Source organism: Arthrobacter zhangbolii (assembly GCF_022869865.1).
Lineage (GTDB): Bacteria > Actinomycetota > Actinomycetes > Actinomycetales > Micrococcaceae > Arthrobacter_B > Arthrobacter_B zhangbolii.
The window spans coordinates 2200314-2221734 of record NZ_CP094984.1; the positions used below are offsets into that span (position 1 = coordinate 2200314).

The window sequence follows — 21421 nt, forward strand, 5'->3', positions numbered from 1 at the left end:
GCGAACTTGTAGCCTTCGCACAAAATGGCCGATCATCGGCGCAGGCCGTAAGCTCGCCTGTATGCCAGTGAGTTCCAGTAAGCCAGCCGCCTCCGCACAGCGGCCGGCGGCAGACGCCACCACGGTGGACCGTCTCAAAGCCAATATCGGCAGGTTGTCCACTGCCACCTTGCAGCAGCTTGATATTTCGCTGCCCTGGTATCGGGGCCTGCGCCCGGACGAGCGGTCAGCACTGGGCATGGTGGCACAAAAAGGCATCGCCTCCTTTGTCAACTGGTACCAGCGCCCGGCCTCGCCGGCCTGGGTGCTGAGCGACGTCTTCGGCACTGCGCCCACGGAACTGACCCGCTCCATCAGCCTGCAGAAGGCCCTGCAGCTGATCCGGGTGGTGGTCCAGGTGGTGGAGGACCGCGTGCCGGAGCTCGCTGCCAACGAAGTGCAGGCCTCGCTCCGTGAAGCAGTGTTGCGCTATTCCCGGGAAGTCGCTTTTGCCGCTGCCGACGTTTACGCCCGTGCGGCTGAAACCCGCGGCGCCTGGGACACCCGCCTGGAGGCACTGGTGGTGGACGCGATCCTGCGGGGCGAGAGTTCGGATGCCCTGCGCTCCCGGATCGCCGCGGTGGGGTGGACCTCGACGGCGCCGGTAACCGTAATGGTGGGCGGCTCCCCTGCCGAAGCCAACGCCTCCTTCGTCAACGAACTGCGCCGCGCCACGGGGCGGCTGGCCGAGGACACCCTGGTGGGCATCCAAGGTGAACGGCTGATCCTGGTGCTGGGCGGTCTGGAGGACAAATCCTTCTCCTACACCCGGCTGTCCGAACTGTTCGGTCCGGGACCGGTGGTCTACGGACCACCCGCAGCATCGCTCGTGGAAGCCGGGCCCTCCGCGCAGGCAGCCTTTGCCGGGCTTACGGCTGCGCGTGCCTGGCCCGCGGCTCCACGTCCCGTTGCTGCCGACGATCTCTGGCCCGAACGGGTGATGTCCGGCGACGACACGGCACGCCAGGCACTGGTGGAAAGCATCTACCGGCCCCTTCTGGGCGCATCCAACGGACTTGCCGAAACACTCGGCGCCTACCTCTCACTTGGCCACTCCCTCGAGGCCACCGCCCGGGAACTCTTTGTCCATGCCAACACCGTGCGGTACCGGCTCCGGCGCGTCTGCGACGTCACCGGATGGGATCCGATGCTGCCGCGTGAGGCCTTCGTGCTGCAGACGGCCCTGGTTGTCGGGCGCCTGGCGCCAGCGGGCAAAGCGGCACCGGAAAAGCCTCCGGCACGCCTCTAAACCCTGCCCGGAGCCCTACCGGAGCTTGTAGACTTCCTACAAGCCCGCCCCGGGAGCTTGGTTTACCCAAACACCCGATCCCGCCCCCTATGTTTGGAAAGCTGTATACGTGCTTGCAATTGTCTGCCCCGGCCAGGGGTCCCAAACGCCAGGATTCCTCGCACCGTGGCTGGAACTGCCCGGCGTAAGGGATCACCTCACCGCGCTCAGCGACGTCGTCGGGCTGGACCTGATTGCCCACGGCACCGTTTCCGATGAGGAAACCATCAAGGACACCGCCGTGGCGCAGCCGCTTATCGTGGCGGCCGGACTAATGGCGGGCCGGCTGCTGCTGGACCCTTCTGCCCTCACCTCGGCCACCGTCCTTGCCGGGCACTCCGTCGGTGAGATCACCGCATCCGCCATTGCCGGAGCCCTGCCGGAAAAGGATGCCCTGGTGTTCGTCAGGGAGCGGGCCAATGCCATGGCCCGGGCGGCGGCCGTGGAACCCACCGGCATGAGCGCCGTCCTGGGCGGCGACCCGGATGATGTTGCTGCCGCGCTCGAAGCAGCGGGCCTCACCGCGGCCAACGCCAACGGCGGCGGCCAGGTGGTAGCGGCCGGAACCCACAACCAGCTCGAAGTGCTCACCGCTGCCCCGCCGGCCAAGGCCAGGGTCATCCCGCTGAAGGTCGCCGGCGCCTTCCACACATCACACATGGCCCCCGCAGTGACTGTCCTTGAAGCCCTGCGTCCGTCCCTGTCCCCCCAAGACCCCCTGCCGACCCTGCTCTCGAACCGCGACGGTGCCGCCGTGGTCTCCGGTGAAGCAAACCTCGACAGCCTGATAGCCCAGGTATCCCGGCCCGTACGCTGGGACCTTTGCATGGAAAACATGGTTGCCATGGGCGTAACCGGCATCCTGGAACTGCCGCCGGCCGGAACCCTTACAGGACTGGCCCGCCGCGGCATGAAGGGTGTGCCGACCCTGGCCCTGAAATCCCCCGAAGACCTACCAGCTGCCCGTGAGTTCATCCTTGAACACTCAGGCACGGCAGCTACAACCGGAGAAGGTAACGCGTGAGCACGCCCACCCTGAAGCAGTCCCCCGTCAACGAGTTCAGCCGCATTCACGGCATCGGCGCGTTCCGCCCCGACGTCATTGTCAGCAACGACGATGTGTGCCAGTGGATTGAGTCCTCCGACGAATGGATCCGCCAGCGCACCGGCATCATCACCCGGCACCGTGCCGACAAGGGCACGTCGGTGATCGACATGGCCGAGGCCGCCGGCCGCGAAGCCCTGGAAAACGCCGGTATTGACGGCTCGCAGCTGGGCGCCGTCATTGTTTCCACCGTGACCCACCCCTACGCCACCCCCTCCGCCGCCACGCAGATCACCGAACGGCTCGGAGCCACCCCCGCCCCGGCCTACGACGTCTCGGCCGCCTGCGCCGGATACTGCTACGGCATTGCCCAGGCAGACGCTCTGGTGCGCTCCGGCGCCGCCAACTACGTACTGGTCATCGGTGTCGAAAAGCTCTCTGACATCATCGACAACACCGAGCGCACCATTTCGTTCCTGCTGGGCGACGGCGCCGGCGCCGTCGTTGTCGGCCCCTCAGACACACCCGGCATCGCGCCCTCGGTCTGGGGATCCGACGGCAGTAAGTCCGGGGCGATCGGCATGACCCACTCCATGCTGGACGTCCGCGAACTCTCACTTGCCGCAGAGTCCGATGGCGGCGTCAGCGCCGCGGAGCTGCGCGAAACCAAGCTCTGGCCCACCCTGCGCCAGGACGGCCAGACCGTCTTCCGCTGGGCAGTCTGGGAAATGGCCAAGGCAGCCCAGCAGGCTCTTGATGCCGCCGGCATTACCGCCGAGGACCTGTCCGCGTTTGTACCGCACCAGGCGAACATGCGCATCATCGACGAAATGGCCAAGCAGCTCAAGCTGCCCGAGTCGGTCGTCATCGCCCGCGACATCGCCGACGCCGGAAACACCTCCGCAGCGTCCATCCCGCTGGCCACCTACCGGCTGCTGAAGGAACACCCTGAACTGAGCGGCAAGCTTTCGCTGCAGATCGGTTTTGGTGCCGGCCTCGTGTTCGGCGCCCAGGTAGTGGTCCTCCCCTAGCTGCACCATCCGCCGTTGCTGCCCCGGCAGGAACGGCCCCACTAACCACACCGCTTCGGCGGCTGGAAACCCGGACCGGTCACATACCGGCACAACAAGAAAAGGAGCCAACATGGCTAGCAACGAAGAAATCCTGGCCGGCCTCGCCGAGATCGTCAACGAAGAGACCGGCCTGGCCCCCGAGGCCGTCGAGCTGGATAAGTCCTTCACCGATGACCTGGACATCGACTCCATTTCCATGATGACCATCGTGGTCAACGCTGAAGAGAAGTTCGGCGTGCGCATCCCTGACGAAGAGGTCAAGAACCTGAAGACCGTCGGCGACGCCGTGGACTTCATCTCCAACGCCCAGGCCTAACCTCCGGCGGCCGCTGCCACGCGGCGGCCGCTGCCACGCGGCGGCCGCCCGGCACCGCCGGTACCCCGGCACCCCAACAGCAACTGTTTCAAGAGAGTGAATCATGGCCCGCAAAGTAGTCATCACAGGCCTTGGCGCGACCACGCCCATCGGCGGGGACGTCCCCACGATGTGGAAGAACGCACTGCAGGGCGTCTCCGGCGCCCGGACGCTGGAAGACGAATGGGTGGAGAAATACTCCCTGCCCGTCACCTTCGCCGCGCGGGTCACCACTCCCGCCACTGAGGTCCTCTCCCGGGTTGAAGCCAAGCGCATGGACCCGTCCACCCAGTTCGCCGTCGTCGCCGCCCGCGAAGCGTGGGCCGACTCGGGACTGGAGGACGTAGACCAGGACCGGCTCGCCGTCACCTTCGCCACCGGCATCGGCGGTGTCTGGACCCTGCTCGATGCGTGGGACACCCTGCGTGAGAAGGGTCCGCGGCGTGTGCTGCCCATGACCGTTCCCATGCTGATGCCCAACGGTCCCGCCGCTGCCGTCTCCCTGGATCTGGGCGCCCGTGCCGGCGCACATACCCCCGTTTCCGCCTGCGCATCCGGCACCGAGGCCCTGCACCAGGGCCTGGAACTGATCCGCTCAGGCAAGGCCGACATTGTCGTCGCCGGCGGTGCCGAGGCCTGCATCCACCCGATGCCGATGGCTTCCTTCGCCTCCATGCAGGCGCTGTCCAAACGCAACGATGATCCGCAGCATGCCTCGCGGCCTTATGACCGGGACCGTGACGGCTTTGTCATGGGCGAAGGCGCCGGCGCCCTGGTGCTGGAGAGCGAAGAGCACGCCATCGCCCGCGGTGCGCGCATCTACGCCGAACTGGCCGGCACCGCGGTGACCGCCGATGCCTACCACATCACCGCACCGGATCCGGAAGGACTGGGCGCCACCCGGGCCCTGAAGGCCGCACTCTTCGATGCCCGTGCCCAGGCCGAGGACGTAGTCCACGTCAACGCGCACGCCACGTCCACCCCGGTGGGCGACAAGCCCGAGTACACCGCTCTGAAGGCCGCCCTCGGCAGCGCCCTGGACGGCGTGGCGGTCTCCGCGACCAAGTCCCAGATGGGCCACCTGCTGGGTGCCTCGGGTGCCGTGGAAGCGGTCCTGACCGCACTGGCCGTGTACGAGCGCCAGGCCCCGGTCACGATCAACCTGGACAACCAGGACCCGGAAATCCCGCTGGACGTGGTGACTGCCGAACGCAAACTGCGCGACGGTGACATTGTTGCGCTGAGCAATTCCTTCGGCTTCGGCGGCCACAATGCCGTAGCAGTGCTCCGCAACCACTGATAAGGGCGTGCCGGCTACTGACCGGCAGACAAAACCAAAAGGAACAGGCATCCGCTTCCCTCACCGGGAAGCGGATGCCTGTTCCTTTTGCTATGGAAGGTCTACGGGCGCCGGAACGCCCGGTCCGTCAGGTTCGTCAGGTTCGTTAGCCGACCTGGTGCAGCCAGCGCACCGGAGCGCCGTCGGCAGCATGACGGAACGGCTCCAGTTCCTCGTCCCAGGCTTCGCCGAGGGCCAGGGACAGCTCGTGGTAAACCGCCGAGGGGTCTCCGGCGCCGTTCTCGTAGGCGTAGCGGATGCGGTCCTCGGAAACCATGATGTTCCCGTGGACATCGGTGGCGGCGTGGAAGATCCCCAGTTCGGGGGTGTGTGCCCAGCGGCTTCCGTCGGCGCCCGGACTCTGGTCCTCGGTCACTTCATAGCGGAGGTGCGCCCAGCCGCGCAGGGCGGAAGCCAGAAGGGAGCCGGTCCCCTGCGGCCCGGACCATGCGATCTCGGCGCGGACCATTCCGGGCGCGGCAGGCTGAGGGGTCCACTGTAGATCCGTTCGCTTTTCAACGACGGATCCAATGGCCCACTCAATATGAGGGCACAACGCGGAAGGGGCAGAGTGCACAAAGAGTACTCCGCGCGCCATCACAACAGACATTCCATCCTCCATAGCTGTAGGTACGTCTTCCCCAACGACCTGCTGCATGGACGGATAACCGGTCCGCGTGTCCGCTGTCCATCATTGTGCCGCATGTTATCGGAATGCGCCAATGAGCCGCACGTACCGCAAGTGTCCTATGGGTCCTAGGCCCGCGGATGTGCCTGGCTGTAGCTTTGCCGCAGCCGGTCCACGGAGACATGCGTGTACAGCTGTGTGGTTGCCAGCGAGGAATGGCCCAGGATTTCCTGCACTGCGCGCAGGTCCGCGCCACCGTCCAGGAGATGTGTGGCCGCCGAGTGGCGCAGTGCATGCGGACCCGTGGCGGAGGTGTCCGGCAGGGCCTCCAGCAGTTCGGCGACGACGCCGCGGACCTGCCGCTGGTCCACCCGGCGTCCGCGCTTCCCGAGGAACAAGGCCGGACCGCTTTCGGGAACGGCCAGTGCCGGGCGTCCCCGGCGCAGCCAATCGTCCACGGCAAGGGCAGCCGGCAAACCGTAGGGCACCGTGCGCTCCTTGTTGCCTTTGCCCAGGACCCGCAGTGTCCTGCGATCGGGGTCCAGGTCATCGATGTCCAGGCCGGACAGCTCTCCCACACGGACTCCGGTGGCGTAGAGCAGTTCCACCATGGCCCGGTCCCTGAGGGCAACAGGCTCCCCTTCGGCAGCCGCTGCCTGCATGGTCTTGAACAGTTCCTCCACCTGGCCGCTCCGCAGCACACCGGGAAGGGTTTTTTCCTTCTTTGGCGCCCGAAGCCGCAGCGCAGGATTCTCGCTGATCAGTTCTTCGCGCAGCGCCCAGTTGGCAAAGCTGCGGGCCGTGGCTGCCCGCCGGGCCAGGGTGGAACGTGCCTGGCCGCTGCTGCTCAGTTCCCCCAGCCACCCACGCAGAACACTCAGGTCCAAATCCTTGAGCGCAACAATCCCTGACCCCAGCGCGAAGTCCAGAAGCTGGGTGACGTCCGATTCATAGGCCCGGACCGTGTGTTCGGACCGCCCCCGTTCCGACGTCAGGTACCGGCAGAAGCCCTCAAGCGCTGACCGGAATTCTGCCGGCCACGGCACGGTGTCTGCGGTTCCCTTGGTTCTCACCCCTTTACTGTTCTCTTATTGCCCCCTTCCTTCAAGCAGGCACGCGGTCCTGAGGGGAAGTCCTAGGCAGGCACTTTGTCCGTGTGACTGCAGGATCGTCGGAGTGCCTCGGTGCCGGGTGACTGTTCGAGCTCCAGAAGATACTGTTTCGCTTCCAGCCCGCCGGAATATCCCGTCAGTGCTCCCCGGGAACCGAGAACTCTGTGCGTCGGTACAACGATGTTGAGCGGATTGCGGGACAACGCCGCCCCTACGCTGCGCGCCTTGGCTGCATCTCCCAAGCCCAGTGCCAGCGATTTATAAGTGGCGGTTGAGCCGTAGGTAATGCTTCCCACCCGCTCCCAGACGCTGCGCTGGAAGTCAGTGCCCCTGGGAGCAACGCGCACTGTGAAGCAGCATCGCCTGCCGTCGAAGTACTCCGCCAGTTGCCGCTCCACGTCTTCAAAGCCCTGCTCAGCTGCCAGGCCGTAGGGTGTACCCGCTCCGGTCAGTTCAGTCGGCGGGCCCAGCCTCAACGCGGAGAGGACACCGTCGGTCGCGACGAGGCTAAGCACCCCGACGGGCGAAGTAATGATCTTGTGAGTCATCATGATGGGTTCTTCCTTTTTTGGTTGGGACGGGTCGGACAACAAGGATGGGACGGGCTGAATCCCTAGCGTTTACCGCGGCGCCACCCGTCGGGTCCGGCACGGATTGCGAGGCCTTCCAGTTCCAGCCTGGCCAGCCCTGCACGCACTCCCGCCACCGGCAGCCCGGCCACCGAGGCGAGTTTGTCGATGGAGGTGTCGCTGCGTACGGGAAGGGCGTCCAGAAGGAGGAGATCTTCGACTGCCAAACCATCGTGGTCTGATCTCTTCTCCCGGGCCCGTGCGGCCGACCCGGGCCCGGACTGCGATGCGGATTCCACAGCTTGGGCCACCTCGGGTACTTCCTGCGTCAGCGGCCCGGCCAGCTCGGCGACTTCCTGGGCATCAGTTACGCAGACGGCGCTGCCGTCACGCAGCAACCGGTGGCAGCCGGCGGAGTTGGCTGAGTACACCGATCCGGGAACCGCCCCGACCTCCCGTCCCAATTCTGCCGCGTGATGTGCGGTGTTCAGTGCCCCGGAACGCCACCGTGCCTCGACCACCACTGTCACCGCACTCAGTGCGGCGATGATGCGGTTCCGCTGCAGGAACCTCCACCGTGTCGGTGCTGACCCGGGCGGTACCTCCGACAGCAGCAGCCCGTGTTCCGCAATTGCACGGAGCAGGTCTTCGTTGCCCGCCGGATAGAACCGGTCCGCACCGCAGGCCATTACCGCGATGGTAGATATCCCGGAGCCGGCTGCCTCCGGAAGTGTTGCGGCGAGCGCAGCACGGTGTGCCTGGGCATCAATGCCGTAGGCGCCTCCTGAAACAACGGTGTATCCCCGGCTGGCCAAACCCGCCGAGAGATCCCCAGTGATGGACAGGCCGTAGCCCGTGGCGTCCCGGGATCCGACAAGAGCCACCGTACGTTTCATATCGGGGAGCCCGCCCGCCAGCTGTCCCCGGACCCACAGGCACAGCGGCATCCCGAGCTCCAGATGGGACAGCGCCTCAGGCCAACGCGGGTCCTCCGGGATGAGCAGCTCACCACCCAGCCGCCTGATGGTTTCCAGATCTCTGTCAGGAGCCAGATCAGCAACCCGCGGACGCCAGCGTTTCAGTCCCTCTGCGAGGGCGTATCCCTTTCCGGCCACGCCCACTGAGGTCAGGATGCCGGCGGTTTTGTGTATGAGCGCTGAGGAAACCTGCCGTCCCCCGGTGGCTATCTGCAACGCCTGCTCCGGTCCGGCTGCAGACACCAGGGCAAGACCCACCATGTCCGAAGGTTCGAACAATCTGGACAGTGCGGCGCGGGCACGGAGAAGGTCGACACTCATGCCGCAGCCCCCTGGGTCCGGAAGCCCAACGCCTGACCGACGTCGTCGGCGTCCGGGGTGCCATGACCGGCGAGGTCTGCGATGGTCCAGGCGACGCGGAGTACACGGTCATAGCCGCGCGCCGTCAGCAGCTGCCGCTCCATGGCCCGGTCCAGGGCGGCGGTAGCTTTGGGCCGGGGACGCAGCGCGTCCCGGAGCAGCCCGCCGGGAACCTCGGCGTTCGTTTCGCAGTTCAACGGCCTCAGCCGTTCCTTTTGGAGGTGCCTGGCCCTGTGTACCCGCTCCGCAACAGTTGAGCTTGTTTCCGGTGTCTCAGTGGAAAAGTAATCGCCCAGCGCAACCCTCCGCACGCTGAGCTGCAGGTCTACGCGGTCGAGCAGCGGACCGGAGAGACGGCTAAAGTACCGTCGCCGCTGCTGCGGGGTGCAGGTACATTCGATGCCTTTCCCCGTCGCCAAACCACACGGGCAGGGATTCGCTGCCAGTATCAGCTGGAAACGGGCAGGGTATACGGCAGTGCCGGCGGCCCTGTGCAGCACGAGCTGCCCGCTTTCCAACGGCTGACGCAATCCGTCCAATACCCGTCGCTCGTATTCAGGTGCCTCATCCAGGAAAAGCACACCCCTGTGGGCCCGGGACGCTGCGCCGGGGCGGGGAATGCCCGAACCGCCTCCAATCACTGCAGCAGTGGACGCCGTGTGATGCGGGCTTTGGAACGGCGGCCGGCGCAGCAACTCACGGCACGGGCGTCCCTGCCAGGCCAGTGAATGAATTGCGGTCACTTCCATCGCCTGATCGTCGGGCAGGTCCGGGAGGATACCGGGCAGCCGCTCGGCCAGCATGGTTTTCCCCGCTCCCGGGGGTCCGGTCATCAGAAGATGGTGAGCGCCGGCGGCCGCAACCTCGATGGCGAACCGTGCCTCCTGTTGTCCGGACACATCGGAAAGATCCGGTACCGCTGGCACTCCCGGGTCCTCTTCCGCTTCGGCGCCGGCCCCGCCGGCGACCGGAGCGGGGAATGCCAGCAGTTCCGGGTCAGCTCCCAGGCCGGCAGCGACCTGTGCCAGGGAGGAGCAGCCCCGCACCCGGGCGGAGGGAACCAGTGCCGCTTCCGCTGCGTTCTCCTCGGCCACGACGAAATCCGTATACCCGGCGGCTACCGCCGCCATCACGGCCGGAAGGACGCCGCGGATCGGCCGCAATCTGCTGTCGAGTCCCAGTTCTGCAAGAAAAACGCACCTTCCGGGGCTGCGGAGCGCACCGCCGGCGCACAGTGCGGCCACGGCTATGGCCAGATCGAAACCTGATCCGTGTTTTGGGACGTCCGCGGGCATAAGGTTCACCGTGATACGGCGCCTGCTCAACGGCAATCCGGCATTCTTCGCGGCAGACTTCACCCGGTCGCGGGACTCGTTCAGCGACGCATCCGGCAGGCCGAGCAGAATAAACGAAGGGAGGGACTGGCCGATGTCCGCCTCGACTTCCACCATCCTGCCCTGGAGACCCACGAGTCCCACGCCATAGGTGCGGCCCAGACTCATGACGCCACCGCTGCAGGGCTGACCGTACTACCGTGTATTCGGCGTTCCTGTGCATTCATGGCACCACCCTGCCCGGGGCTGCGGTGTCAGGGGATTCCTCTGCCGGTCGCTGTGCACAAGCGGTTATGCCTGAGGGAGAAGCTCAGCGGTGTGGAGGAAAGGTGTCAGGGCTGGAGGAACGCCGCACACTCCGGTGATACGTTTCGACCATCTCGACCACGGTGGTACTGCGGTGGTTGAAGAGCATCGGGGACCAGCTCAGGTCCCAGCCGGTGGTACTGCGGGTCCACTCCATGATCGCCACAGGATCCTGCCGGGGTACGGACCGGAGTGCTTTCTGACCCGGATGCCTGCCGGCCTGCAGGGCAAACCCTGCTGCCCTGCCTACCCTGGCGGCACCGCGCATGAGGCGTTGCTCCTGCGGACTCATCGTTTCCACGAGCTGTTTCTGGGATTTCACCCGGATACCGATGATCTTCGCTCCGTATGGACCGTCCGGTGTCCGGCCCACGCCGACGGCGTCGAGGTTAGCCCATGGGATAAACCCGGCAGACTGCACCCTGATCCCGGCCGGAGTAAGGGTCAGCACAGCGGGTTCCCTCAGCTTTTTCCAGACAATGAAGGCCCCGCCGGCGCCGAAAAAGACGCATCCAATGGCGCCGACCACTACGGCGGTGAAGCGGTCGCCCGCCGTGTCACTGTCCAGGAAGCTAGATCGTGCCGGTGCCGTGCAGCGGCGCGTCCCGGGCTCGCGGGAATCAGGAAATCCCCCTCAGGTGCTCGAGCACGGGCGAACCGGTGCCGTCATCCAGCACTGCCACCGCGTCTATCCGTCGATGCGCATAATATCTGTTATGCGCCCGCACCCACGCTGCACCCAGATGGTGCAGGCGTGCCAGTTTGGCGGGGCTGATGGCTTCAAAGGGGTGGCCGAAGTTCAGGGACGAGCGCGTCTTGACCTCCACTATCACCAGGGTTGCTCCGTCCACCGCCACCAGATCTATCTCCCCGTCCGGGCAGCGCCAGTTCCGGTCGATAACACTCAGCCCTGCCTCGGTCAGATACCGTGCCGCGAGTTCTTCGCCGCGGCTGCCTAGTATGTCTTTGGCTCTCATGTCATCACGCTTGCGGCTAACGGCCCGCCCTGCAGGCGTGGAGCCCGGGCATGTGGAGAGCACCGGGTGCGCGACACTTCAAGGGGTCCTGTGGAGGCACCGCGAACCGCTTACACGGGGAACCAGCCGTCACCGTTCGGGGAACGGCGCCAATACTGCCGTGGTTCGCCGGTTTCGCGTACCACGTCGGTAAGCCAGATGGTCCGGTCCGGGTCCCAGCCTGCAATCACGGATCCGGTCCTCTCGTCCACGGCCAGCGCCCTACCGGCGCAGCTGAGATACCCCGGCACCGTCAAGTGGACGGCGTCCCACTCCCTTGCCACGAGTTCCCAGTCCGGAATAACCCAGCGGCCCTCACGTCCGGTGGTGCGCAGCCAGACCCAGCGCCGTGAAGCGGACACTTCCAGCGGGAACCGGCGGCACAGCAGAACCCAGTCCTCCTCGCTGCGGATTTCAAACGTCCTGCCTGCCCCGTCGACCGGAATAGTGGTCGCGCGCTCCCAGCCCGGATAGTCCTCCACCAGGTTCAGCCCCGCCGGAATACGGCCGACTGTGCCGGTGAGGCCAAGCGGAATGGACCACCAGTCCCCCGTCCATTCCGGCCCGCGCCGACTTTCCCGCCACGTTAGCTCATCGGCACGTATGGCGCGGCCCCACTTGGCCAGTGTCTTTTCCGGGTCCCTGCCCAGCGGTGCCGGATCATCCGGTCCCCGCCAGTCGATGGCCCACTGCCGCTGCGTCCGCGAATCCGCCCGAAGCACCTCCATGACCACCGCCCGTTCTGCGACGCGCTGCAGAGCCCGGCGGATAGCCGGTATGGCAGCAAGCACATCCTCCCCCTCAGGTTCCTGCCAGTATCGGGCGCTCATCACCGACCGTTGCAGTGCATCGAGGATAAGGTCCTCGGTCAGGTCCGGTACGTCCATGGAGCCAAGCAGAGCTGCGAGTGTGTCCGCTGACGCTGCCGGGCGGGAACCGGCGTCCTTCGACAGATCGCCGAACATCACCACGGAAGTGCCCCGGCCGGGGTCGAGTTCGTAGCCCAGCTGGAACACTGCGTTCCGGACATCGGGATCCAGTTCCGCCGCCACCTCCAGACACAGGCGGCGGCCCCGCGGTCCGGCGAGCAACACCTCGGCATTGAAAGTCATGCCCCATCCTCACACGGGCGATTCATCAGCACACGGGCCCGGGCCACATCGTCCAGGCATCAACAGCCGAGAGATTAGCCCTCCAGCGGGCCGGGCAACAGCGTTATTTCCGCCCAAAACTACTTGCTTTTATCTGAAAGCTACTCGGTTTCGAGTATCTTGCGCTGATCTTGCGGGCTCCCTGTGTTAATCCCCGAATACTGCGAAAGGCGCGTCACGCTGTGGCCGCAAAAGCGCCGACTTCCAAACCACGAGAAGGAAACCATGCACATCCGCAAGACGCACCGAACCGCTTTCGTAACGGGGATAGCAGTGCTCGCCGGCTTATCTGTGGCCACCGGAGCCCCCGCACTGGCTACCGGAACGGGGCAGCCGAATGAACATCCCACCGCTGGCACATCGACGCCGGCCCAGGACCCGTCACCGGGTACGCCGTTTCAGGAAACGGGTATCTACCTGTACGAAAAGAAAGATAAGGACCAGCCCGCCGCCTGGGAGAATTCGGGACCGCAGACCCTCCTGGACACACAGGTGGGGCATCGCTGGTTTACCGACATCACGGCTCTCCTTCCCGCGGAGGTCTGCGGGGACGGGTGGGCGGTGCAGCAGGACCAGCTGGAGTCGCCGGGAGCCATTGCATGGCCGGAAACGATCACTTACCCCGAGGGGTTCCCGGGCAACGTAACACTGGTGGAGGCCAAGCACCAGGAGCTCGCGGACGTGGCCCTGGTACCGGCCTGCGGGCCAACCGAGCAGCCCTCACCGTCGCCGTCAACTCCCTCCGACAAGCCCAGCGAGCCGAGCAAGCCCGGCGAGCCCGGCGAGCCCCCAACCGGGACGCCCACGCCGACAGGCTCTGCCACCCCGACGCCGACCGGCACTGCGCCCGCCCCCAAGGGCACGGCTACCCCGACACCGACCGGGTCGCCGACAACCAACCCGGCCGCACCTCCTGCCACGAAAACCCCCGCAGGCGCCAGCACCCCGGATCCCGGAACAACTGAGCCCGGATCCTCAGGTCCCGGATCATCCGGCCCTGCAGGGACCGACACATCGGCAACCGACCCGGCACTGGCCGCCACGGGTGCGGACGGACTGTTCCCCGCACTGGCAGGAGCCGGGATCCTGGGCCTCGGCACGGCCGTTGTGCTCCTGACCCGCCGCCGCGGCAACCACAGCTAGCCCGCTGGCCGGTATCAGCCGGCGCCTCACGGTGTACCCCGGCCTGCTCAGCGCCCGGGGTACACCACACGCATGGGAATCAGCGTCACACGCCCCAGCTCCAGGCCCGGCGGCGGCCCGGTATAACCTCTGACCAATGTGATGTGCGGCCGGAGGGTTCGGGCAAACATAAAGTTCGGGTCACCGGCCATGAACGACGCCGTACCCGCAATTCCGCAGGCGGCCAGGAATCCCTCCAGCTCTTCCAACAGCCCTGCATGCAGCGCGGATAGCTCCGGAGTGGGCGCATACTCCACCGCGAGGGTGCGTCCGTGGGCACCGAACCCGGCGGTCCGCACCGGCTGCAAATGGAACGCTGCAGCGGGCAGGAGCGACTCTGTCCGCTCGATATAACCTTCCAGCAGCCGGGCATAATCCGGCAGCGAGATACCCGTGGCAGCAGTGATGACCCGGTACACATCCAGCACTTTGCCGAAGTGGATGAGCGTCAGGTGCAGTTGCCGCGACGGGACCGGACGGACGCCGCGCGGCGCCGCGGCGGCGACCGCCTGTTGGAGGGCCAGCAAATGGGCCAGCGACCCGCCGTCGGGCCGCATTTGGGCATGCAGCCGCCGGTTCGCGTCGAAACCTGTACCGGATCCAGGCATGCCGGCAGTATGCCCCCGGGCTAGAGTTCGTCCGCCTTCGGCAGCGTGAGGTCGTCGTTGCGGGTCAGTTCCTCGACGTTGACGTCCTTGAAGGTAATCACGCGCACGCTTTTGACGAAGCGCGCGGAACGGTAGACATCCCAGACCCAGGCGTCCTGCAGGGTGAGGTCGAAGTAGATCTCACCGTCGGCGGAACGGGCCTGGAGGTCAACATGGTTGGCCAGGTAGAACCGGCGCTCGGTTTCCACCACGTAGCTGAACAGGCCTACAACGTCCCGGTACTCCCGGTAGAGCTGAAGCTCCATGTCCGTTTCATAGTTCTCGAGATCTTCGGCGCTCATGGTCCTATCATCCCCCCAACTGGGCTTAGGTCGTTCCCGGATTCCAACGCGCCTGGCCGTTCCCTGGAGCCAAGGCGCCAGGACATCCGGTGCAGCGGCGTCGGTCCGTGGACATCTATGGCCGCACGATGCGAGCCGGTGGCGTAGCCCTTGTTGATCTCCCACGAGTAGTGCGGGTGGGCAGCGGCAAACTCTACCATCATGGCGTCGCGCTCCACTTTCGCCAGAACACTGGCGGCGGCCACGCTCAGGCACTGCATGTCCGCCTTGATCCGGGTATGCACCTCGGCCGTACAGCCACCGTCGTCCGCCCCGGAAGCATCCGCGCCGTCGAGCTCGTCGAAGAGACTCCCCTGGCGCTCCGGGGAGAGCCAGTTGAAGTTGCCGTCCAGGAGCACGACGTCGGGGCGCAGGGTCAGGCACACCTGGTCCCAGGCGCGTGTCCCGGCCAGGCGCAGTGCAGCGGTGAGTCCGTGAAGATCGATTTCGGCGGCACTGGCGTGGCCGACGCCCCAGGCGAGGGCCCATTTCTTGATTTTGGGGACCAGTGCATTCCGGTCAGCGACGGACAACAGTTTGCTGTCCCGCACGCCTTTGAGCGAACGCACCGTGGCCAGGTCCACGGCCACCAGCCCTACGGAGACCGGCCCGGCGAGTGCTCCGCGGCCCACTTCGTCGCAGCCGGCGAGGATGCGGTGCCCGCGGGCGGCGAAGGTGCGTTCATAGCGCAGGGTCGGCGCCTTGGACGCGGCCCGGCGCGCAGCAGTCCGCGCTGCTGCGTGGCTGGTCGCCGGGACGGTTTCCGTGCTCATTGACCACTGTTTTCGGTCGGGGCGGGTATGTCCTTGAAAACCTCTTCATAACTGCTGACGCCGCCGATGCGGTTCAGCGGCCAGGCAGTCACAACGGCTTTGCCTTCAATGTCGTCGACGTCGACGAAGCCGCCGCCTTCGCCGTTCTGGTGTTCCCGCGAATCGGCAGAGGCGTTGCGGTGATCCCCCATCACCCAAACCTTTCCTTCCGGCACCACTACGTCAAAGGGGATGTCCGAAGGGGTTGCCCCGGGGTACAGGTAGGGCTCGTCCAGCGGTTCGCCGTTGACCGTGATCCTGCCATCGGCATCGCAGCAGACAACGTGGTCCCCTTCGGTGCCGATGACGCGTTTGACCAGGTGCTGCTGTGATTCATCGGGCAGCAGTCCCACAAAGGTGAGGGCATCACGGACCGGGTTCGATTCCTTGGCGACGGTCTCGGGCAGCCAGCCCTTGGTGTCCTTGAACACCACAACATCGCCGCGGTTCAGGTCGATCGGTTCCGGGACCAGAAGGTTCACGAAAATCCGGTCGTTGATCTCGAGCGTCTCCTCCATGGACCCTGACGGGATGTAAAAGGCCCGGAAAAGGAAGGTCTTGATAAGGAAGGACAGCAGCAGGGCGATGACCACAATCGTGAGGACTTCGCGCAACCAGGCTCCGAGGCCGCGCTTCCTGTCCTTGGGTGCCTTATGTGCTGCGTGATCCCGCTGTTCCCCGGAGCCGGGTGTCCCGTCCTGGGACTGGTCCGGATTCTGCGACATTGCGTTTCCTCTTATTTCTCCGTGTTCCACTCGGCTCCTAAGGATAGCCGGTCAATATTGGTACTGCGTTCGAGCGGCCAGAGAATCTTCCGGGCTTCGCCGATCACCCTCTCCGTGGAGATCAGGCCGCCGCCCGGGGCTCCCAGCAGGGACCGTGAATCAGCGGACTCGGACCGGTGGTCGCCCATCAGCCACAGCCGCCCCTCCGGTACCGTTACGTCGAACCCGTGGTCGCTGGCTGCATCTCCCTCATAAACGTACGGTTCATCCAGCGGAGTTCCGTTAACCGTGATTCTTGGATCGTCGTCGGTGCAGCAGCTGACCCGGTCCCCGGCAACTCCGATGACGCGTTTCACATAGACCGTGTCGCTGCCGGCCAGTCCGAGCCAGCGTCCTACGGTGACCGCAGCGTCGGCCAGGGCCGGGCGACCGCTGTGCAAGGGGGCCAGGGAGCCGCGGCCGTCAAAAACCACCACGTCGCCGCGGCGGATGTCCTCGGAGGAGTACGCCGTACGCGACACCAGCACCCGGTCTCCGGGTTCCAGCAGGGGCTGCATGGAGTTGGAGGGAATGTAGAAGACGTCGAAGAAGAAAGCCCGGACGACGGCGGCGAGGATCACTGCGGCGGCGAGAGCACATAGCACAAAACGCCAGCCCACAAACCGGGGCCGGCGTTTCGTGTGCTTCGCGGAGGGTTCCCCGGAGGCGGATGCTGCAGACAAGTAAGTTACTTGGCGGGACGGAAGTCGCGCTTTTCCTTGATCTTGGCTGCCTTGCCGCGCAGATCGCGCATGTAGTACAGCTTGGCGCGACGCACGTCACCCTTGGAGACAACCTCGATCTTGTCGATGACCGGGGAGTGTACCGGGAAGGTACGCTCAACGCCGACACCGAAGGAGACCTTGCGGACCGTGAAGGTCGCGCGGAGGCCATCACCCTGGCGCTTCAGAACGAAGCCCTGGAAGACCTGAACACGGGTGTTCTTGCCTTCGATGATGTTTACGTGAACCTTGACGGTGTCACCGGCGCGGAACTCGGGGATGTCCGTACGCAGGGAAGCTGCGTCAACAGAATCTAGGATGTGCATTGTTTATCACTCCTGGTGAACGCCACAGGTCATCCACTTTGGTAACGGCAGCAAGAATGCGGCCCGGACGGGCGGCACGGATGCTGTCGAAGTTAGAAAGACCGACTGGACCCGAGGATGGGTTGCCGGTGTGTCATGGCTGTTGGCCGCGCTCCCCCTGTGGCAGGTACGGGCCCAGATGACACAGTGTCTTATTTTGCCACATCGGCATCCCCGGCACCAATCACCGGTACCGGGTTCAGGCTCCGCGGCTGATCCTGCCGTCACGGACCTCGTAGCCGAGCGAAGCCAGCGTGGCACGGTCGGCTTTATCCAGGCTCGCGGCGTCGAACTTTTCGATCAGGTCGGGACGCCGCGCAGCGGTGCGCCGCAGCTGCTCATCCCGGCGGAAACGGGCAATCTTCGCGTGGTTGCCGCTGAGCAGAACCTCGGGCACCGGACGCTCGCGCCAGGCGGAGGGCTTGGTGTAGACGGGGTATTCGAGCAGTCCGTCGGAATGGGATTCCTCCACCAGGGATTCCGGATTGCCTACGACGCCGGGCACGAGGCGGCCCACGGCCTCCACCATCGCCAGCACGGCCACTTCCCCGCCGTTGAGCACATAGTCACCCAGGCTGACCGGCCGGACGTCGAAACGCTCGCCGGCCCATTCCAGCACCCGCTCGTCGATGCCTTCGTAACGTCCGCAGGCGAAGACCAGGTGCTTTTCCTCGGCCAGCTCGTACGCCATGGCCTGCGTGAAAACGGCTCCGGCGGGTGAGGGAACAATCAGCACGGGACGGTTTTCCCCCTCACCGGCCACGGACTCAAGTGCCTGTGCCCACGGCTCGGGCTTCATCACCATGCCGGCGCCGCCACCGTACGGGGTGTCATCCACGGTCCGGTGACGGTCGGTGGTGAAGTCGCGCAGATCGTGCACGGCCAGATCCAGCAGTCCGTCCTGACGGGCCTTGCCGATCAGGGACAGCTCCAGGGCCGCCAGGTACTCGGGGAAAATGCTGACAACGTCGATGCGCACTTACTGTCCGGCTTCCTTCGGATCGGCCTTCTTCTCTTCAGGCTTCTTCTCTTCGGAGGTGTTCAGCTCGAAGAGCCCCTCCGGCGGCGTCAGCAGCACGTATCCGCCATCCACGTTGACCTCGGGAACGATTGCCTCGACAAACGGCACCAGGATTTCCTCTCCACCGGTGCCCTCGACCACCAGCAGGTCCTGCACCGTCAGGGTGCGCAGCCCGCTGACGGTGCCCACGACGTCGTCCCCCACGCGCGCCTGCAGGCCCACCAGCTCGTGTTCATACCAGCCCTCGTCGTCACCATCCTCATCCACCGTTTCGGTGTCGATGAACAGCTTGGCTCCGCGGAGCTCCTCGGCACCGTTGCGGTCCGCGACCTCCTCGAACCCGAGCAGCAGGATGTCCTTGTTCCAGCGTGCGCTGAGGACGGTCAGCGGCCCTTTGGAGGCCGGTTCCACCGTGAGTTCGGTGCCCGGGACAAAGCGGTCCCCGGGGGCGTCGGTCAGGACCTGGACGGTCACTTCGCCGCGAATGCCGTGCGGCTTACCGATACGTGCCACCTGCAACTGCATGGTTTCTCCTCTGTCAGGGATAGGGTGCCGGCGGGAGCCCGCCTCACAAAAAATCCGGCCCCTGCACCATTATCTGGTGTCGGGGCCGGATCCTGTGTACTGCTTTTACTGCTGGTACTGCAAGGAAGAACTGTTCGCTTCCGCAGCGCCGGTAATCATCAGATCAGCGGCGCCGGTCGGTATCCACAACGTCAACCCGGACCTGCTCACCGTTGGCCAGGGCGGCGATGACCGTGCGCAGTGCGCGGGCCGTCCGTCCCTGCCGGCCGATGACCCGGCCCAGATCGTCCTGGTGAACCCGAACCTCGAGGGTTTCCCCCCGGCGGTTGCTCTTGGCGGAAACCTTGACGTCCTCAGGACTGTCAACGATGCCGCGCACGAGGTGCTCCAGTGCTTCAGCGAGCAAGTTACTCAGCCTCAGCCTCGGCGGGAGCCTCGGGGGCTTCCTCCTTCTTGGCCTTGGGAGTGATGGCCTCGGGGACAATCACCGACTTCTTTTCGGGAGCCACGAAGGGCTCCTTCGGGGCCTTGGTACGCAGGGTACCTTCCTGGCCTTCGATGTTCTTGAACTTCTGCCAGTCACCGGTGATCTTCAGCAGTGCTGCGACCTGCTCGGTGGGCTGGGCGCCGACGCCGAGCCAGTACTGGGCGCGGTCGGACTTGATGTCGATGTACGACGGCTCTTCGGTCGGACGGTACAGTCCGATTTCCTCGATGGCACGGCCATCGCGCTTGGCACGGGAATCCATGACAACAACGCGGTAGTGTGCTGAGAACTTCTTGCCGAGGCGCTTAAGGCGAATCTTTACGGCCACTTTTGTGGTCACTCCTGATCTGAAATGGGGCGAACCCGTACTTCTGCTCCCGTGGGGCGGGCCATAACGTTGGGGTTCAAAAGGACAAGATGCATGCACGGAGAGAGGGGCCGCGCAGATCGAGTACCTGACCATTGTGCCAGATGACTCCGCCTTTTGCGACTTGCCGACCCGCCGGGCCGGCAAGTATCTCCCGCGGGGACCGGATCAGCGCACTGCAACCCGCAGGCGGTTGCGCCAGGGATCCTCAAACACGAGCTCCGCACCCGTGTGGTGACTGGATACGCCGGCAACCTTCAGCCGGTCCGCCAGCGCCGCGACGTCGTCGGCCGAGGGTACGCCGATGAGCACCTCGCCCAAGCCCAGGGTGTCCCGCCGGGGGCCCGCTCCGCGACTGTTCCACACATTCATGGCCATGTGATGGTGATAGCCGCCGGCGGAGACAAACAGTGCCTGGCCATGGAAACCCGCTGTGCGCTCGAAGCCCAGCGTCTCCACATAGAACGCCCGGGCTGTCGCCGTATCCCCCACCTGCAGGTGCACGTGTCCGACGCCGGCGGCTGTTTCGCTGAGCCGGTCCGGTTCCGCTTCGGCCAGGTGGTCCCGGAGATAGGCCTGCGGGGACAGGGCGAGGGAAGCCATCTTCACCTCGCGGCCGGCGGCCGTAGTGGCCCACTCCCAGTCCTCGCGGGGCTTGTCGTAGTACAGCTCGATGCCGTTGCCCTCGGGGTCGGTGAAGTAGAACGCCTCGCTGACAAGATGGTCGGCGGATCCGACAAAGGCCGCGGGATCATACCGGGCGGCAGAGGCAACCGTAGCGGCCAGGGATGCCTGGTCCTCAAACAGAATGGCGGTATGGAACAGTCCGGCTTCACCCCGCGAGGCAACCTGCAGGCCGGGGGCCGGGGCCAGATGCACCAGCGGGACGGCGCCCCTGCCCAGGTACAGGCCGGCGTCAGCTTCGGCGACCACCTCCAGACCCAGGGCGCCGCGATAATAGGCGGACACCTTGGCCATGTCCCCGACCTTGAGCATTACCGTCCCCATGGACAGGTCGGACGGCAGCAGGTCATTTACTTGAAGGTTCATGTAAACAGCTTACTTGAAGCTTCATCTAATAGCGAGCTGTCGGTTGTTCATCCGTCATACCGGCCAGCAGTTCGCTGACCACCGGCGTTTTCGCCTGGGTGTAGGCGTCCCAGCCTGACGATCCGTCCGCTGCGTCTCGCTTGGCTGCCAGATACCGCTCCCGCGCCTGCGGATCACTTCGGAGCAGGTTCCGGAAAGCGAGGCGCCGCTGCCAGGGCCTGCCGCCGAATTCGACCACGTGCAGCACATATCTTCGTTCTGCACGGACGGGATAACTGAGCCAGCAGTGCCCGGGAAGAGTGCCCTCCAGATCGAACCCGGCAGCTGCCAGTTCCGCGGCGACGGCCGGAATCCGGTCCTTCCCAACACCAACCAGCAGGTCCACCACATCCTTGGCCGCGAGATCCGGCACGGCGGTGGAACCGATGTGCTCCACCTGTGACGCCGGTGCCAGCCGGTGGATCCTGCGTGCCATCCCGGCTGCCATGGCGGCCCAATCGGCGTATCTGCTGGGAACCAGGACCACTGGTTGCTGTTCGCTCATAA

General features: G+C 65.5%; 26 protein-coding genes. 6 read left to right on the top strand and 20 right to left on the bottom strand.

Annotated elements, in window-relative coordinates; all coding sequences use genetic code 11:
* Window positions 1-61: 61 nt before the first annotated feature.
* From MUK71_RS10255 to fabF, 5 genes are all read left to right on the top strand, one after another.
* Window positions 62-1288, top strand: coding sequence for a PucR family transcriptional regulator (locus MUK71_RS10255; protein WP_227901504.1), 1227 nt, complete (start codon window positions 62-64; stop codon window positions 1286-1288).
* A gap of 109 nt (window positions 1289-1397) precedes the next feature.
* Window positions 1398-2351, top strand: coding sequence for an ACP S-malonyltransferase (locus MUK71_RS10260; protein ID WP_227901503.1), 954 nt, complete (start codon window positions 1398-1400; stop codon window positions 2349-2351).
* Complete coding sequence (locus tag MUK71_RS10265; RefSeq protein ID WP_227901502.1) at window positions 2348-3403, top strand: beta-ketoacyl-ACP synthase III; 1056 nt, start codon at window positions 2348-2350, stop codon at window positions 3401-3403. Before MUK71_RS10260 ends, MUK71_RS10265 begins: the two co-directional genes overlap by 4 nt.
* Before the next feature lie 112 nt (window positions 3404-3515).
* Window positions 3516-3761, top strand: a complete 246-nt coding sequence (locus MUK71_RS10270; protein WP_055240832.1) for an acyl carrier protein — start codon at window positions 3516-3518, stop codon at window positions 3759-3761.
* A 103-nt stretch (window positions 3762-3864) separates the two neighbouring features.
* Window positions 3865-5100 (top strand): beta-ketoacyl-ACP synthase II, encoded by a 1236-nt coding sequence (gene fabF, locus MUK71_RS10275; protein ID WP_227901501.1) that lies wholly within the window; start codon window positions 3865-3867, stop codon window positions 5098-5100.
* Window positions 5101-5245: 145 nt separating this feature from the next.
* Here the strand turns inward: fabF and MUK71_RS10280 are convergent, their stop codons facing one another.
* The 8 genes from MUK71_RS10280 to MUK71_RS10315 all read right to left on the bottom strand — a co-directional run bounded on the left by MUK71_RS10280 (window position 5246) and on the right by MUK71_RS10315 (window position 12553).
* Window positions 5246-5749 carry a DUF3145 domain-containing protein gene (locus MUK71_RS10280; RefSeq protein ID WP_227901500.1) on the bottom strand — a complete coding sequence of 168 codons (504 nt, stop codon included), beginning with the start codon at window positions 5747-5749 and terminating at the stop codon, window positions 5246-5248.
* Between the two features lie 146 nt (window positions 5750-5895).
* Window positions 5896-6840 (bottom strand): tyrosine recombinase XerC, encoded by a 945-nt coding sequence (locus MUK71_RS10285; RefSeq protein WP_227927651.1) that lies wholly within the window; start codon window positions 6838-6840, stop codon window positions 5896-5898.
* Window positions 6841-6902: 62 nt separating this feature from the next.
* A complete protein-coding gene (locus MUK71_RS10290; protein ID WP_227901498.1) occupies window positions 6903-7430 on the bottom strand; it encodes a methylated-DNA--[protein]-cysteine S-methyltransferase in 528 nt (175 codons plus the stop codon).
* A 62-nt stretch (window positions 7431-7492) separates the two neighbouring features.
* The gene (gene dprA, locus MUK71_RS10295) at window positions 7493-8746 is read right to left on the bottom strand and encodes a DNA-processing protein DprA (protein ID WP_227927650.1); all 1254 of its coding nucleotides are present in this window, start codon (window positions 8744-8746) and stop codon (window positions 7493-7495) included.
* Window positions 8743-10287 (bottom strand): YifB family Mg chelatase-like AAA ATPase, encoded by a 1545-nt coding sequence (locus MUK71_RS10300; protein ID WP_227927649.1) that lies wholly within the window; start codon window positions 10285-10287, stop codon window positions 8743-8745. The genes dprA and MUK71_RS10300 overlap by 4 nt, the downstream gene beginning before the upstream one ends.
* 142 nt (window positions 10288-10429) lie before the next feature.
* Window positions 10430-10993 (bottom strand): STM3941 family protein, encoded by a 564-nt coding sequence (locus MUK71_RS10305; protein ID WP_279326977.1) that lies wholly within the window; start codon window positions 10991-10993, stop codon window positions 10430-10432.
* A 52-nt stretch (window positions 10994-11045) separates the two neighbouring features.
* Complete coding sequence (locus MUK71_RS10310; protein WP_227901494.1) at window positions 11046-11402, bottom strand: YraN family protein; 357 nt, start codon at window positions 11400-11402, stop codon at window positions 11046-11048.
* Window positions 11403-11512: 110 nt separating this feature from the next.
* Window positions 11513-12553, bottom strand: a complete 1041-nt coding sequence (locus MUK71_RS10315) for a hypothetical protein (protein WP_227927647.1) — start codon at window positions 12551-12553, stop codon at window positions 11513-11515.
* A 264-nt stretch (window positions 12554-12817) separates the two neighbouring features.
* On the opposite strand from MUK71_RS10315, the gene MUK71_RS10320 reads away from it, so the two are divergent.
* Window positions 12818-13735, top strand: a complete 918-nt coding sequence (locus MUK71_RS10320) for a hypothetical protein (RefSeq protein WP_227927646.1) — start codon at window positions 12818-12820, stop codon at window positions 13733-13735.
* Window positions 13736-13782: 47 nt separating this feature from the next.
* Here MUK71_RS10320 and MUK71_RS10325 read toward each other — a convergent pair whose 3' ends face one another.
* From MUK71_RS10325 to MUK71_RS10380, 12 genes are all read right to left on the bottom strand, one after another.
* Window positions 13783-14382 carry a 2'-5' RNA ligase family protein gene (locus MUK71_RS10325; RefSeq protein ID WP_227927645.1) on the bottom strand — a complete coding sequence of 200 codons (600 nt, stop codon included), beginning with the start codon at window positions 14380-14382 and terminating at the stop codon, window positions 13783-13785.
* A 20-nt stretch (window positions 14383-14402) separates the two neighbouring features.
* The gene (locus MUK71_RS10330) at window positions 14403-14723 is read right to left on the bottom strand and encodes a DUF2469 domain-containing protein (protein ID WP_227901490.1); all 321 of its coding nucleotides are present in this window, start codon (window positions 14721-14723) and stop codon (window positions 14403-14405) included.
* Window positions 14720-15535, bottom strand: coding sequence for a ribonuclease HII (rnhB, locus tag MUK71_RS10335; RefSeq protein WP_227927644.1), 816 nt, complete (start codon window positions 15533-15535; stop codon window positions 14720-14722). Before rnhB ends, MUK71_RS10330 begins: the two co-directional genes overlap by 4 nt.
* Window positions 15532-16299: a signal peptidase I gene (lepB, locus tag MUK71_RS10340; RefSeq protein WP_227901488.1), complete on the bottom strand. Its 768-nt coding sequence runs from the start codon at window positions 16297-16299 to the stop codon at window positions 15532-15534. The genes rnhB and lepB (MUK71_RS10340) overlap by 4 nt, the downstream gene beginning before the upstream one ends.
* 11 nt (window positions 16300-16310) lie before the next feature.
* Window positions 16311-17021 carry a signal peptidase I gene (gene lepB / locus MUK71_RS10345; RefSeq protein WP_227927643.1) on the bottom strand — a complete coding sequence of 237 codons (711 nt, stop codon included), beginning with the start codon at window positions 17019-17021 and terminating at the stop codon, window positions 16311-16313.
* 5 nt (window positions 17022-17026) lie between these two features.
* Entirely contained in the window at window positions 17027-17386 is a 360-nt protein-coding gene (gene rplS / locus MUK71_RS10350; RefSeq protein WP_227901486.1) for a 50S ribosomal protein L19, read from the bottom strand.
* 238 nt (window positions 17387-17624) lie between these two features.
* Window positions 17625-18404, bottom strand: a complete 780-nt coding sequence (trmD, locus tag MUK71_RS10355; RefSeq protein WP_227901485.1) for a tRNA (guanosine(37)-N1)-methyltransferase TrmD — start codon at window positions 18402-18404, stop codon at window positions 17625-17627.
* Window positions 18405-18971, bottom strand: coding sequence for a ribosome maturation factor RimM (gene rimM / locus MUK71_RS10360; RefSeq protein ID WP_227901484.1), 567 nt, complete (start codon window positions 18969-18971; stop codon window positions 18405-18407).
* Window positions 18972-19134: 163 nt separating this feature from the next.
* Window positions 19135-19377: an RNA-binding protein gene (locus MUK71_RS10365; protein WP_146364407.1), complete on the bottom strand. Its 243-nt coding sequence runs from the start codon at window positions 19375-19377 to the stop codon at window positions 19135-19137.
* 1 nt (window position 19378) lies between these two features.
* Window positions 19379-19786: a 30S ribosomal protein S16 gene (gene rpsP / locus MUK71_RS10370; RefSeq protein WP_227901483.1), complete on the bottom strand. Its 408-nt coding sequence runs from the start codon at window positions 19784-19786 to the stop codon at window positions 19379-19381.
* Between the two features lie 207 nt (window positions 19787-19993).
* Entirely contained in the window at window positions 19994-20875 is an 882-nt protein-coding gene (locus tag MUK71_RS10375; protein WP_227927642.1) for a VOC family protein, read from the bottom strand.
* A 25-nt stretch (window positions 20876-20900) separates the two neighbouring features.
* Window positions 20901-21419 (bottom strand): GrpB family protein, encoded by a 519-nt coding sequence (locus MUK71_RS10380; protein WP_227927641.1) that lies wholly within the window; start codon window positions 21417-21419, stop codon window positions 20901-20903.
* Window positions 21420-21421 lie beyond the last annotated feature (2 nt).